Here is a 13,310-nt window from a genome sequence, read left to right as displayed (position 1 = left end):
CACTCCTGCACAGGCGTCCGGCCCCGCACAATCCCCGCCGCCACCCACCCGGCGACCCCGCCCGGGACCACCCTGGTGCCCAGGAGGTGGTCGGGATGACGGGGACCGCGGAACGGATCGGGGCGCAGCCGCCCGGAGAGAGGCGCGCCAGCCGCGCGCACACGGCGCTGGGCCGGTTCGGTGAGGACGCCGCCGCGCGCTGGCTCGCCGAGCGCGGTTACGTGATCGCCGACCGCAACTGGCGGGGCGAGGCCGGAGAGCTGGACATCGTGGCCCATCACGCGGGCTGGTGGGTGGGCGTCGAGGTGAAGACCCGCTCGGGCCTGGCCTTCGGCGACCCGTTCGAGTCGATCGACCGGCGCAAGCTCACCCGGCTGCACCGCCTCACCGCGGCGTGGGTGCGGGCCCACGCCGCGGACCGCCGGGGGACGCCCTGGCGTGTCGACGCCGTCGCCGTGCTGGTGCCGCGCACGGGCGGGATCCGCTTCGACCTGCTGCAGGACGTGCGGCCGTGAGCGGCATCGGACGCACCCGCTCCATCACGCTGGCGGGTCTGCGCGGGGAGGTCGTGCACGTCGAGGCGGACATCGCCCAGTCCCTGCCCGGCTTCACCCTCCTCGGCCTGCCGGACCAGGCGCTGCAGGAGAGCCGGGACCGCATCCGCTCCGCCGCGCGCAACGCCGGACTGCCCCTGACCCGGCGGCACCTGACCGTGAACCTGCTGCCGGCGGGGGTGCACAAGCGGGGTGCCTGCCACGACCTGGCGATCGTCCTGGCGGCCTACGCCGCGGACGGGCGGGTGCGGAACGTCGAGGGGCCCGTGTTCCTGGCCGAGCTCGGTCTCGACGGCGCCCTGCACCGCTCGCCGGAGACCGTGGCGATGGTGATGGCCGCCGTCGACGCGGGGTGCTCCGAGGTGGTCGTCGCCGAGGACGCGGAGGCCGAGGCCCGACTGGTCCCCGGCGCTGAAGTCCGCGGCTTCGCCCATCTGCACGACGTCATCCGCGCCTTCGGCGGGGAACCGGACGGAGAGGCGCCCCGCCGCCCGTCCCGGCGGCAGGTGCCAGCCCCGGAACCGGAGCCGGCCCGTGCGGTGCCCGACCTCGCCGAGGTCGCCGGACAGGCCGAGGCCCGGTTCGCGCTCGAGGTCGCCGCGGCCGGCGCCCACCACCTGCTGCTCATGGGCGCCCCGGGGGCCGGCAAGACCATGCTCGCCGAGCGCCTGCCCGGGATCCTCCCGCCCCTGGACCGGCGCACCGCGCTCGAGTGCGCCGCCCTGCGCTCCCTCCGCGGCGGCGACGCCCGTGTCCGGCGCAGGGGCGGGACGGCCCAGGGGTTCGACGGCGAGATCGACCGGACCCCGCCGTTCGAGGCACCCCACCACTCGGCGTCCCGCTCGGCCCTCGTGGGCGGCGGCAGCGGCCTCGCCCGGCCGGGGGCGGCCTCCCTCGCCCACGGCGGCGTGCTGTTCCTGGACGAGGCCCCCGAGTTCGAGCGGCGCACCCTCGAGGCGCTGCGCCAGCCCCTCGAGTCCGGGGAGGTGCTGCTGCACCGGGCCCTCGGCGTCGTCGTCTACCCGGCCCGGTTCCAGCTCGTGCTGGCCGCGAACCCCTGCCCGTGCGGCAAGGGCGGCGGCACGGGCGTCGAGTGCCGGTGCAGCGTGCCCGAACGCCGCCGCTACGCCCAGCGGCTCTCCGGCCCGCTGCTGGACCGCGTCGACCTGCAGGTCACCGTGCGGCCCGTCGACGCGCGGCAGCTCACGGGGGCGCCCGCCTCCGAGACCACGTCGCAGGTGGCCGCCCGGGTCGCCGCGGCCGCCGACCGCCAGGCCCGGCGCTGGGCCGCCGCCGCAGAGCGTGGGCTCGTCCCGCCCGGCCTGCGCCGCAACGCACACGTCCCCGCCGGGGTGTTGCGGCACGGCCCGTACGCCGTGCCCCGGGCGGCCCGCCGGCCCGCGGACGACGCCGTCGACCAGGGCTTGCTGAGCGCGCGCGGCCACGCCCGCGTCCTCCGCCTCGCCTGGACCCTGGCGGACCTGCGCGGCGCCGAACAGCCCGCACCCGAGGACACCGACGTGGCACTCACGCTGCGCCACCAGAACGAGGAGGACGCATGACCACCCACGTCACCCCGGCAGCAGACCACGTCCCCGTCGCCCGGTCGCGCCGGCCGGACGCCGCCCGGCTCGCCCGCGCCGCCCTGACCCGGCTGGTCGAGCCCGGGGACGCGCTCGCGGTGCAGACCGTCACGGCGCTGGGGCCGGAGCGGGCGCTCGCCCTGCTCACGGGCCGGGAGACGATCCAGCCCGCCGAGCGCGATCTGCTCGCCGATCTCGCCGGCGCGCCCGACACGCTGCCCCGGCGCTGGGCCGCGGGGCTGGCCCGCTGGGCGCCCCGGGCCGCCCGGCTGGAGCCGGAGCGTGACCTCGTGGCTCTGCACCGGCTCGGGGGAGGCCTGCTGATCCCCGAGGACGACGCCTGGCCCGCCGCCCTGGCGGACCTGGGCGAGGAGGCGCCCCTGGGCCTGTGGTTCCGCGGCGCCGGAACGCTGCCTCCCGCGGACCGGATGCTCGCCGTCGTCGGCAGCCGGGAGGCGACCGCGTACGGGCGGACGGTGACCGCCCGCTGCGCCGCCCACGCCGTCCAGCAGGGCGCGTGCGTGATCTCCGGCGGCGCGTACGGCATCGACGGCGCCGCCCACCGGGCCGCGCTGCAGGCGCCCGCCGCACCGGAAGACGTGGCGGATCGCGACGGCGTCCCGCCCACGGTGGCGGTGCTGGCCGGCGGCCTCGACCGGTTCTACCCGGCCGGCCACGAGGACCTGCTCCGCGCGGTGATGGCCGCCGGGCTGCTCGTGTCCGAGATGCCGCCCGGTGCGAGCCCCACGCGCTACCGGTTCCTGCAGCGCAACCGGGTCATCGCCGCGCTCGCGGGGGCCGTGCTGGTGGTCGAGGCGCGCTGGCGGTCGGGGGCGCAGAACACCGCGGGCCACGCGTTCGGCCTCGGCCGCGAGGTGGGCGTGGTCCCCGGCCCCGTGACCTCGCCCAGCTCGGCCGGCTGCCACCGTCTGCTGCAGGAGAGCCCCGCGCGTCTCGTGACCACCGAGCAAGAGGCCCTCGCCCTGCTCGGTCAGGCGCCCGCCCGGAGCGGCGGCGCGGGTGCGCCGTCGTTCACCCGGGCGGTTCCCGAGCCCGCCGCGCGGCCCACGGACGGGCTCACGATGGAGGAGGCCCTCGTCCACGAGGCGCTGCCCCTGCGCCAGGCGGTGCCCGTCGACAGGATCACCGTCAGCGCCGGTCTCGCCCTGCCCACCGTCCTGGCGTGCCTGTCCCGGCTGCAGCGGGCGGGCCTGGCCGAACGGGTCGAGGACCGGTGGCGGCGCGCATGACCTCCGGCCGCATGCTCCCGGCCGCGGCGCCCGGGGCGCGGATGGCAGAGTGGGGGGATGGCCCCGTCGTCCTCCGTCCGTCCCGCCCCGGCCCCGCGCGCCCCCTCGCCCCGGGACACGGCCTGGCTCGAGGCGTTCGAGGAGCACCTGCGCCACGAGCGGAACCGCAGCCCCCAGACCGTGCGCGCGTACCTCGCCGATCTGCGCGCCCTCATCGACCATGTCGCCGGCGCAGCCGGCACCGCCGCGACGCCCGCCGTGGACGACGACGCCCCCGCCCGCCACGCGCCCAGCGCACCGGACGTCCTCGCCGAGCTGGACATCGAGGACCTGCGCGGCTGGCTGGCGGCCATGAGCGGGGCCGGCCTCGCCCGCGCGACCCTGGCCCGCCGGGTGGCCGCCGTCCGCACCTTCACGGCCTGGCTGCGCCGCGAGGGCCTGCGCGCGGACGACCCCGCCCTGCGGCTGCGCTCGCCCCGGCCCGAGGGGACGCTGCCCCACGTGCTCCAGGAGCAGCAGGCGACCCGGCTCCTCGCGGCGGCCCAGGACCGGGTGGACGCCGCCGCCGCGGGCGACGACCCCGCCGCCCACGCGCTGGCCCTGCGGGACGCCGCCCTGCTCGAGCTGCTCTACGCCACCGGCGCCCGGGTGGCCGAACTCTCCGCCCTGGACGTGGACGACCTCGAGGCCGGCCGCGGCGTCGTCCGGCTGACCGGCAAGGGCGACCGGCAGCGCACCGTCCCCTACGGCGACCCCGCGGGCCGCGCCCTCGAGGCGTGGCAGCGGCTCGGCCGCTCCCGCCTGGCCCGTCCGGACTCCGGCCCCGCCCTCTTCCTCGGCGCACGCGGCGGCCGGCTGGGGGTGCGCCAGGCGCGCACCGTCGTCGATCGGGCGCTCGAGGGCCTGGGGGACACCGCGGCGCGCGGGCCGCACGCGCTGCGCCACACGGCCGCGACCCACCTCCTCGACGGCGGCGCCGACCTGCGCAGCGTGCAGGAGCTGCTGGGCCATGCGTCCCTGCGCACCACGCAGGTCTACACACACGTCTCGATCGATCGCCTCCGCGAGGGCTACCGGCAGGCCCACCCCCGCGCCTGACGCCTCCCCGGAGCGCCCCCGGCCCCTCCACTGCGCCACCGCGACACGCGCGGCGGCGCACCGCCTCGTTGCCGGCTCGGCATCCCTGGTGCACAATGGCCCCAGGATCCACCGGAGCCGCGACGTGGTCGTAGGGGAAGACGCACCGCATCGCACACCCGGAGGCATCCATGACCAGCACCCAAACCAGCGGCGTGGTCCACATCCTCTCCGCCCCCACCGCCCTCTGCCCCCACGTGGAGTGGGCGCTGAGCTCCGTGCTCGGCCCCGCGACCTCGGTGGAGTGGGAGGGGCAGCCGGTCGCGCCCGGCCAGCACCGCGCCGAGGTGCGCTGGACGGCGACCGCCGGCACCGGTGCGCGTCTGGCCTCCGCCCTGCGTGGCTGGCCCCACCTCCGCTTCGAGATCACCGAGGAGCCGTCCGCCGGGGTCGACGGCTCGCGCTGGTCCCACACCCCGGACCTCGGCATCTTCCACGCCACCACGGACGTCTCCGGCAACATCATGGTCTCCGAGGACCGCATCCGGTACGCCTACGAGGCCGGCGCGGGCGACCCCAGCGTGCTGATGCACGAACTCTCCCTCGCGCTCGGCGAGGCCTGGGACGATGAGCTCGAGCCGTTCCGGCTGGCCGCCGCCCACGCCAACGTGCGCTGGCTGCACCGCGCCGTCTGAGCCCTCGTCCGGCCGGCGGCGCTCCGGCTCAGACGCTGCGGAACACGGCCACCGCGTTGTGGCCGCCGAAGCCGAACGAGTTCTTCACGGCCACGCGCGGCCCCTCGGGCAGGCGGGCGGGGGAGCCGGTGACCACGTTCAGCGGGATCTCCGGGTCCTGGTGGTCCAGGTTGATGGTCACGGGCGCCTGGCCGTGGTGCACTGCGAGCACGGACAGGATCGACTCGATCGCGCCCGAGGCGCCCAGCAGGTGGCCGGTCTGGGACTTCGTGGCCGAGACCTGCACCTGGTCCAGGTGGTCGCCGAACACGGCCCGCATGGCCAGGTACTCCGGGGCGTCGCCCTTGGGCGTGGAGGTCGCGTGGGCGTTCACGTGGCACACGTCCTCGGGGGCGATGTCGGCCGACCTCAGGGCGGCGCGCATCGCACGGGTCGCGCCCAGGCCCTCGGGCTCGGGCGCGGTGATGTGGTGGGAGTCGGAGCTGACGCCCGCGCCGGCCAGCTCGGCGTACACGCGCGCGCCGCGGGCCTTCGCGTGCTCCTCCGACTCGATCACCATGACGCCGGCGCCCTCACCGAGGACGAAGCCGTCGCGGTCCACGTCGTAGGGGCGGGACGCGGCCTGCGGGTCGTCGTTGCGCTTGGACAGCGCCTGCATCGCGGCGAACGCGGCCATCGGCAGCGGGTGCACGGCGGCCTCGGCGGCGCCGCAGATCACGACGTCGGCCTGGCCGGAGCGGACGAGCAGCAGCGCGGTCTCGAGCGCCTCGGTACCGGCGGCGCACGCGGACACCACCGTGCGGGCGCCGGCACGGGCGCCGAACTCGAGGGAGAGCGCGCCGGCGGCGCCGTTGGGCATGAGCATCGGGACGGTCATGGGCAGCACGCGGCGCGGGCCGCGCTCGCGCAGGGTGTCCCAGCCGTCCAGGAGGGTCCACACGCCGCCGATGCCGGTGCCGAAGGCCACGGCGAGCCGGTCGCCGTCGACCTCCGCGCCCTCGAGGCCGGCGTCCTTCCAGGCCTCGCGCGCGGCGACGGTCGCCATCTGGGTGGCCGGGTCCTGGCGCTTCTGCTCCACCTTGGAGAGGACCTCGGAGGTGGGCACGGCCAGCTCGGCCGCGAAGGTGACCGGCAGCTCGTACTTCTCCACCCAGTCGTGCTCCATGGTGCGCGCACCGGAGACGCCCTGCAGGGCGTGGGACCAGAAGGTGGGCACGTCGCCGCCGATGGGCGTGGTGGCGCCGAGGCCGGTGATCACTGCGGTGCGGGTCATGGGTCTGCTGCCTCTGGGTCTCGAGTGGGGATCGGGCGGAGGGGGGAGTCGTCGGCACGACGCGCGGCGCTCGCCGGGGTGCCGGAAGTCGAGGGTGTCGGGGGCCGGGGGCGCTCACGCGCCCCCGGCGCTCACCGAGGGGACGGGGCGGGCCGGGCCCGCCGCCGTTGCGGGTCGATCAGGCCTGGGCGCCGTCGATGAAGTCGACGGCGTCCTGGACGGTCTTGAGGTTCTTGACCTCCTCGTCCGGGATCTTCACGCCGAACCTGTCCTCGGCGTTGACCACGATGGTCATCATCGAGATCGAGTCGATGTCCAGGTCGTCCGTGAAGGACTTCTCCGGCTGCACCTCGGCGGTGTCGAGACCGGTCTCCTCGTTCACGATCTCGGCGAGGCCGGCGAGGATCTCTTCCTTGGAAGCCATGGGGCGTCTCCTTCGGTAGGGGTGTGGGGTGTACGTGGACAGTGAACCAGACGGCGCCGCCTCAGGGGAGGCGGACCACCTGGGCGCCGTAGACCAGCCCGGCGCCGAAGCCGATCTGCAGGGCCAGGCCGCCGGAGAGCTCGGGGTTCTCCTCCAGCAGCCGGTGCATGGCCAGCGGGATGGACGCGGCCGACGTGTTGCCGGCGTCCGCGATGTCCCGGGCCACGACGACGGACTCCGGCAGCTTCAGCTGCTTGGCGAACTCGTCGATGATCCGCATGTTGGCCTGGTGCGGGATGAACGCGGCGAGGTCCTCGGGCTCCACGCCCGCGGCGTCGAGGGCCTCGCGGGCCACCTTCGCCATCGACCACACGGCCCAGCGGAAGACGGAGGGCCCGTCCTGGCGCAGCGTGGGCCAGAGCATCCCCTCCGCGCCGGTGATCGCCGAGGCGTCGCCCGTGGTGCGGGCGTGCTCCACGGCATCGCGCAGCTCCAGCTGCGAGTGCGTCATGGAGATCGTGGACCAGCGCTCCCCGTCCGAGCCCCACACCGAGGGGGAGACGCCCGGCTCGTCCGAGGCCGAGACGATCACGGCGCCCGCGCCGTCGCCCAGGAGGAAGGAGATGGAACGGTCCGTGGGATCCACGACGTCGGAGAGGCGCTCGACGCCGACCACGAGCACGTGCCGCGCGGTGCCGGAGCGCACGAGGGCGTCGGCCTGGGCCACGCCGTAGCAGTAGCCGGCGCACGCGGCGGAGACGTCGTAGGCGGGTGCCGGGGTGGCCCCGATCTCGTGCGCCACGAGGGCCGCGGCCGAGGGGGTGGCGTGCGGGAAGGTGACGGTCGAGACGATCACGGCGTCCAGGTCCGAGCCCTGCAGGCCGGCCCGCTCGAGGGCCTCCCGGGCGGCGCCCACGGCCATGACGGGCACGGTCTCCTCCGCCGTGGCGCGCTGGCGCGTGACGATGCCGGTGCGCTGGCGGATCCACTCGTCCGACGAGTCGATGGGGCCGACGAGGTCCTCGTTGGGGACCAGGTTCGCCGGGCGGTAGGCGCCCACGGCCACGATGCGGCTGGCCGCGGGGCGCTCGTGCTGCTTCAGGGTGACGGTCATGGTGCTTCTCTCTGCCGGGCGGTGCGCGGGGTTCAGGCCGAGTGCTCGGCCAGGAACGCCCGCGCGGCGTCCAGGTCCTCGGGGGTCTTCACGGCGAGCTGCGCGGTGCCCTTGAGACCGCGCTTGGCCAGTCCGGTCAGTGTGCCACCGGGCAGCAGCTCCAGGACGCCCGTGACCTGCCGCGTGGCCATGGTCGCCATGCACAGGTCCCAGCGGACCGGGCGGGTGACCTGGTCCACGATCCGGGCGAGCACGTCCGTGCCGGACTCGACGGCCTCGCCGTCCCGGTTGGACAGCAGGGGCAGGCGCGGGTCCGAGGGGGAGAGGTCCGCGACGTGGGCCGCGAGGTCGTCCACGGCGGGGCGCATGTGCTCCGTGTGGAACGCGCCGGCCACCTTGAGCGGGATCACGCGGGCGCGGGCGGGGGCGGACTCGGCGAGCGCGCCGAGGGCCTCCGCGGTGCCGGCGGCGACGATCTGGCCGGCGCCGTTGACATTGGCGGGCGTCAGGCCCGCCGCGTCGATGGCCGCGAGGACCTCGTCCTGGTCCCCACCCACGACGGCGGCCATGCCCGTGGGCGTGGCCGCGGCGGCCCGGGCCATGCCGGTGGCGCGCACGCGCACCAGCGAGAGGGCCTCAGCGGGCGACAGCACGCCGGTGACGGCGGCCGCGGTGATCTCGCCCACGGAGTGGCCCGCCACGACGGTCGACTCCGGTGCGGCGGCGTCCGCCTCGAGGGCCGCGGCGGCCACCAGGCCGGCCGCCACGATCAGCGGCTGGGCGACGGCGGTGTCCTTGATGGTCTCCTCGTCCGACTCGGTGCCGTGGCGGATCAGGTCCACGCCCGCGGCGTCGGAGAGGGACGCGAGCAGGTCGCGGGTCCCGTCCAGCTCGAGCCAGGGGGCGAGGAAGCCGGGCGTCTGGGACCCCTGTCCGGGGCACACGATGGCAAGCATTCCTCCATCGTGTCAGGATCGGCCTCCGATCCGGGCAGATCGCGCCACGAAGCACGGCGAGTCGGTTTGGAGGGTTTCTACAAGCGGGGGTGTGCGCCGCCCCGGCTCAGTCCGACCCTGCCCCGGTCGTCTGCCGCGCCCCCGCGAGCCGGCCCAGGGTGATCGCGGTCTGCAGGACGTACGCGTCGCGGGGGACCAGCGGGTCCCAGCCGGTCACCTCGGCCACCCGCTTGAGGCGGTACCGCACGGTGTTCGCGTGGACGAACAGCTCGCGGGCCGTGCCCTCGAGCGAGTGGCCCAGCGCGCCGTATGCGTCCACGGTCTCCAGTAGGGAGGTGCCGGCGTCGGCCAGGGGCGTGAACACCCCGTCCACGAGGGCCTCCCGGGCCGTGGGGTCGCCCAGCAGCGCCCGCTCGGGCAGCAGGTCCTCCGCCGGGGTGGGCCGGCTCGCCCGGGGGTGGGCGGCTGCGGCGCTGAGCCCGGCGAGGGTGTGCCGCGCCGAGACGTGCGCCGAGACCAGCGAGTCCACGACGGGTCCCACGATCACCGGTCCCGGCGCGAACCAGGGCGCGAGCGCCTCGCCCACCGCCCGCGCATCCTGCACCGAGCCGACCACGAGGACGAGCCGTTCGGACTGCACGCCCACGAGCAGGTCGCAGTCGAGCCTCGCCGCGGCCCGCCGCAGGTCCGGGATGAACGCGGGCTTGTCCTGCCCCGGGGCGAGACCCGCCATGACCATCACGTCGTGGTCCCCACGCCAGCCCAGCGCGGTGGCCCGGTGCCGGATCTCGTCCGGGTCCTGCCCACGCAGCACCGCGTCCAGCAGGACCGACTCGAGCCGCGAGTCCATCGCTCCGCGCATCTCCGCGGCCCGGGCGTACACGTCTGCGAGCGCGAACGCGACCTCGCGCGAGTAGTGGAGGATGTGCTCGCGGACGGGTGCCTGGTCGCGCTCGGCCAGCAGCTCCGGCACGCGCGTCTCGACGACGTCCACCATCGTCCGGATGAGCTGGAGGGCCCGCTGCAGCGAGATCGCCCGGGTGAGATCGGTGGGTGCGGGCCCGAAGACGTCCTGCAGGACGTGGCCCGTGGAGGTGGGCCGCTCGAACCACGTGAGGAAGCCCTGCAGGGCGCGCTGGGCCACGAGCCCGAGGGCGCTGCGCTCGTCCGGGGTGAGTCGGCGGTACCAGGGCAGGGTGGCGTCCAGCCGCTGCAGCACCGCCGTGTTCAGTGCCCCCAGGTGGCTCCTGAGGCGGGCCAGCCCGTCGGTGCTCACGGGGCGAGGGGCGGCGGGGCGGGGCTCGGGCATGCGCTCCATCCTAGGCGCGTGTTGTGGGGTTCCTACAGCGACGACGCCGGCCGCCCGCCTCCGTGGCGGAGGCGGGCGGCCGGCGTCGGGTCGGGAGGGCGTCAGCCTCCCCGCGGCGTGCGGGTCAGGCGTCGCCGCCCGCGATGCCGGTGGTGCCGGCGTTGACGTCGTCCAGGCGGTACTTCTCGTGCGCCTTCGCGGCCGTGCCCCGCTCGACCTCGCCCTCCTCCTCGAGGAGCTGCAGCGCGCGGACCACCATCGAGTGGGTGTCGATGAGGAAGTACCGACGGGCGGCGGCGCGGGTGTCCGCGAAGCCGAACTCGTCGGCGCCGAGCGCCGAGAAGCGGTTCGGCACGAACGGGCGGATCTGGTTCGTCCACGAGGTGGAGTAGTCCGAGGTGGCCACGATCGGGCCCTCGGCCCCCTGCAGCGCCTGCGTCACGTAGGGCACGCGCGGGGTGGCGGACGGGTCCTTCAGGGCGTCCTTCTCCGCCGCAACGGCGTCGCGGTACAGCTCGTTGTAGGAGGTCACCGACCACACGGAGGCGTTCACGCCCCACTCCTCGGAGAGGATCCGCTGGGCGTCGAGCGCCCACGGCACGGAGACGCCGGAGCCCAGGAGCTGGACCTTCGGGCCGTCGCCCTGGCCCTCGGAGAGACGGTAGATGCCCTTGAGCAGGCCCTCCACGTCGAGGCCCTCGGGCTCCTCGATGTGGGTGATCGGCTCGTTGTACACCGTGAGGTAGTAGATGACGTTGCGGACGTCGTCCCCGCGGTCGTGGTCGCCGTACATGTCCTCCAGGCCCTGGCGCACGATGTGGGCGATCTCGTACGAGTACGCCGGGTCGTAGTGCTTCACGGCCGGGTTCGTGGACGCCAGGACGGGGGAGTGACCGTCCATGTGCTGGGTGCCCTCGCCGGCGAGGGTGGTGCGCCCGGCGGTGGCGCCGATCATGAAGCCGCGCGCGAGCTGGTCGCCTGCGGCCCAGATGTTGTCCGCGGTCCGCTGGAAACCGAACATCGAGTAGAAGATGTAGACCGGGATCATCGGCTCGCCGTGCGTGGAGTATGCCGTGCCGATCGCGTTGAACGCCGCGGTGGCGCCGTCCTCGTTGATGCCGACGTGGTAGATCTTCCCCTGCGGGGACTCCTTGTAGGACAGGAACAGGTCCCGGTCCACGGACAGGTAGTTCTGGCCCTTGGGGTTGTAGATCTTCGCGGTCGGGAAGAACGAGTCCATGCCGAAGGTGCGGGCCTCGTCCGGGATGATCGGCACCAAGCGCGGTCCCATGTTCTTGTCCCGCATCAGGTCCTTGAGCAGGCGCACGAACGCCATGGTCGTGGCGGCCTGCTGCTTGCCCGATCCCTTGCGGGCCTGCTTGTACGCGGACTCCGGGGGCAGCGGGATCGCGTGGTAGTCGCTGCGCCGCTCCGGCACGAAGCCGCCCAGCTCCTTGCGCCGCTCCATCATGTACTTGATCTCCGGGGCGTCGGCACCCGGGTGGTAGTACGGGATGTTGTACGGGTCCTTCTCGATCTGCTCGTCCGAGATCGGGATGCGGTGGCGGTCCCGGAACACCTTGAGGTCGTCCACCGTCAGCTTCTTCATCTGGTGGGTGGCGTTGCGGCCCTCGAAGGACTTGCCCAGGCCGTAGCCCTTGATGGTGTGGGCCAGGATGACGGTGGGCTGGCCCTTGTGCTCCATGGCGGCCTTGTAGGCGGCGTAGACCTTCTTGTAGTCGTGGCCGCCGCGCTTGAGGCCCCAGATCTCGTCGTCGGTCATGTCCGCCACCATCTCCTTGGTGACGGAGGACCGGCCGAAGAAGTGGTCGCGCACGAAGCCGCCGGACTCGGCCTTGTAGGTCTGGTAGTCGCCGTCGAGCGTCTCGTTCATGATGCGCACGAGCTCGCCCTCGTCGTCGACCTCGAGCAGCGGATCCCACTCGCGGCCCCACAGGACCTTGATGACGTTCCAGCCGGCGCCCCGGAAGTAGGACTCCAGCTCCTGGACGATCTTGCCGTTGCCGCGCACCGGCCCGTCGAGACGCTGCAGGTTGCAGTTGATCACGAAGGTGAGGTTGTCGAGCTTGTCGTTGGCCGCGACGTGCAGCTGACCGCGCGACTCGGGCTCGTCCATCTCGCCGTCGCCGAGGAAGGCCCACACGTGCTGGTCGGAGGTGTCCTTGATGCCGTTGTTGTGCAGGTACCGGTTGGTCTGCGCCTGGAAGATGGCGTTCATCGGCCCCAGGCCCATGGACACGGTGGGGTACTGCCAGAAGTGCGGCATCATCCGCGGGTGCGGGTAGGAGGGCAGGGCGTGGCCCTGGCGGGACTTCTCCTGGCGGAAGCCGTCGAGGTCCTCCTCGGTCAGGCGGCCCTCGAGGAACGCGCGGGCGTAGTTGCCCGGCGAGGAGTGGCCCTGGAAGAAGATGTGGTCGCCACCGCCCGGGTGGTCCTGGCCGCGGAAGAAGTGGTTCAGGCCCACCTCGTAGAGGGTCGCCTGGCCCGCGTAGGACGAGATGTGGCCGCCGACGCCGACGGCGTCGCGCTGGGCGCGCTGCACGAGGGCCATGGCGTTCCACCGCAGGTAGTTGCGGTAGCGGCGCTCGAGCTCCTCGTCGCCCGGGTACTCCGGCTCCTGGTCCGCCGGGATCGTGTTCACGTAGTCCGTGGTGGTCACGTAGGGCAGGGCGACGGACTGGGCGCTCGCGCGCTGCATGAGGGAGCGCATGATGTACTGCGCCCGCTCCGTGCCGCGCTCCTCGATGAGTCCGTCGAGGGACTCGATCCACTCCGACGTCTCCTGCGGATCCTTGTCCGGGAGCTGGTCGGTCAGACCGCTGCGGATCTGCGAGCTCTCTTCGGCTGCGCTCACGGTGCCTCCTGGTTCTCGTGCGGAGGGGTGCTCCGCGGTGGGCTGCGGGCAGACGATCCGGTCCGGGCCCGCGACGCCGAGCCGGGCGCGTCGCCCGGAGAGTGCGTCTGTTCCTCCCCAGAGTAGACCGGAGCCGCCGCGTCCGCCCGGCCGGAGGCCCCGGAACGGCGGCCTCCACGGCGTATGGTGGTCATCATCAC

The 13,310-nt window shown here is 74.6% G+C and carries 11 protein-coding genes; 5 read left to right on the top strand and 6 right to left on the bottom strand.

All coding sequences use genetic code 11. The annotated features are described in order from the left end of the window. Positions 1–95: 95 nt before the first annotated feature. From ACUXPL_RS04040 to ACUXPL_RS04020, 5 genes are all read left to right on the top strand, one after another. Positions 96–515 carry a YraN family protein gene (locus ACUXPL_RS04040; RefSeq protein WP_012750829.1) on the top strand — a complete coding sequence of 140 codons (420 nt, stop codon included), beginning with the start codon at positions 96–98 and terminating at the stop codon, positions 513–515. Further along, positions 512–2,116 (top strand): YifB family Mg chelatase-like AAA ATPase, encoded by a 1,605-nt coding sequence (locus ACUXPL_RS04035; RefSeq protein ID WP_454182076.1) that lies wholly within the window; start codon positions 512–514, stop codon positions 2,114–2,116. Before ACUXPL_RS04040 ends, ACUXPL_RS04035 begins: the two co-directional genes overlap by 4 nt. After that, complete coding sequence (locus tag ACUXPL_RS04030; protein WP_454182074.1) at positions 2,113–3,387, top strand: DNA-processing protein DprA; 1,275 nt, start codon at positions 2,113–2,115, stop codon at positions 3,385–3,387. Before ACUXPL_RS04035 ends, ACUXPL_RS04030 begins: the two co-directional genes overlap by 4 nt. A 57-nt stretch (positions 3,388–3,444) precedes the next feature. After that, positions 3,445–4,485 carry a tyrosine recombinase XerC gene (locus ACUXPL_RS04025; RefSeq protein ID WP_454182072.1) on the top strand — a complete coding sequence of 347 codons (1,041 nt, stop codon included), beginning with the start codon at positions 3,445–3,447 and terminating at the stop codon, positions 4,483–4,485. A gap of 170 nt (positions 4,486–4,655) precedes the next feature. Next, the gene (locus tag ACUXPL_RS04020) at positions 4,656–5,159 is read left to right on the top strand and encodes a DUF3145 domain-containing protein (protein WP_454182070.1); all 504 of its coding nucleotides are present in this window, start codon (positions 4,656–4,658) and stop codon (positions 5,157–5,159) included. A gap of 28 nt (positions 5,160–5,187) precedes the next feature. Here ACUXPL_RS04020 and fabF read toward each other — a convergent pair whose 3' ends face one another. From fabF to aceE, 6 genes are all read right to left on the bottom strand, one after another. Beyond that, positions 5,188–6,432 carry a beta-ketoacyl-ACP synthase II gene (gene fabF / locus ACUXPL_RS04015; RefSeq protein WP_095353759.1) on the bottom strand — a complete coding sequence of 415 codons (1,245 nt, stop codon included), beginning with the start codon at positions 6,430–6,432 and terminating at the stop codon, positions 5,188–5,190. 178 nt (positions 6,433–6,610) lie between these two features. Then, entirely contained in the window at positions 6,611–6,856 is a 246-nt protein-coding gene (locus ACUXPL_RS04010) for an acyl carrier protein (RefSeq protein WP_454182068.1), read from the bottom strand. Between the two features lie 61 nt (positions 6,857–6,917). Next, on the bottom strand, positions 6,918–7,970 hold the full coding sequence (locus ACUXPL_RS04005) for a beta-ketoacyl-ACP synthase III (protein WP_454182066.1): 1,053 nt from the start codon (positions 7,968–7,970) through the stop codon (positions 6,918–6,920). Between the two features lie 32 nt (positions 7,971–8,002). After that, positions 8,003–8,926, bottom strand: coding sequence for an acyltransferase domain-containing protein (locus tag ACUXPL_RS04000; RefSeq protein ID WP_437366978.1), 924 nt, complete (start codon positions 8,924–8,926; stop codon positions 8,003–8,005). A 106-nt stretch (positions 8,927–9,032) separates the two neighbouring features. Further along, a complete protein-coding gene (locus tag ACUXPL_RS03995; protein ID WP_454182064.1) occupies positions 9,033–10,235 on the bottom strand; it encodes a PucR family transcriptional regulator in 1,203 nt (400 codons plus the stop codon). Positions 10,236–10,359: 124 nt separating this feature from the next. After that, positions 10,360–13,110, bottom strand: a complete 2,751-nt coding sequence (gene aceE, locus ACUXPL_RS03990) for a pyruvate dehydrogenase (acetyl-transferring), homodimeric type (RefSeq protein ID WP_454182062.1) — start codon at positions 13,108–13,110, stop codon at positions 10,360–10,362. Positions 13,111–13,310 lie beyond the last annotated feature (200 nt).

This window comes from Micrococcus sp. 140720015-1 (assembly GCF_053627595.1).
This window is presented reverse-complemented; position numbering and strand designations above follow the sequence as displayed.

Bases quoted from the DNA above. Each gene is read 5' to 3' on its own strand.
- ACUXPL_RS04025 (WP_454182072.1), top strand. From the start codon at position 3,445: ATGGCCCCGTCGTCCTCCGTCCGTCCCGCCCCGGCCCCGCGCGCCCCC.
- ACUXPL_RS04030 (WP_454182074.1), top strand. From the start codon at position 2,113: ATGACCACCCACGTCACCCCGGCAGCAGACCACGTCCCCGTCGCCCGG.
- ACUXPL_RS04010 (WP_454182068.1), bottom strand. From the start codon at position 6,856: ATGGCTTCCAAGGAAGAGATCCTCGCCGGCCTCGCCGAGATCGTGAAC.
- ACUXPL_RS04040 (WP_012750829.1), top strand. From the start codon at position 96: ATGACGGGGACCGCGGAACGGATCGGGGCGCAGCCGCCCGGAGAGAGG.
- ACUXPL_RS04005 (WP_454182066.1), bottom strand. From the start codon at position 7,970: ATGACCGTCACCCTGAAGCAGCACGAGCGCCCCGCGGCCAGCCGCATC.
- ACUXPL_RS03995 (WP_454182064.1), bottom strand. From the start codon at position 10,235: ATGCCCGAGCCCCGCCCCGCCGCCCCTCGCCCCGTGAGCACCGACGGG.
- ACUXPL_RS04020 (WP_454182070.1), top strand. From the start codon at position 4,656: ATGACCAGCACCCAAACCAGCGGCGTGGTCCACATCCTCTCCGCCCCC.
- fabF (WP_095353759.1), bottom strand. From the start codon at position 6,432: ATGACCCGCACCGCAGTGATCACCGGCCTCGGCGCCACCACGCCCATC.
- ACUXPL_RS04000 (WP_437366978.1), bottom strand. From the start codon at position 8,926: ATGCTTGCCATCGTGTGCCCCGGACAGGGGTCCCAGACGCCCGGCTTC.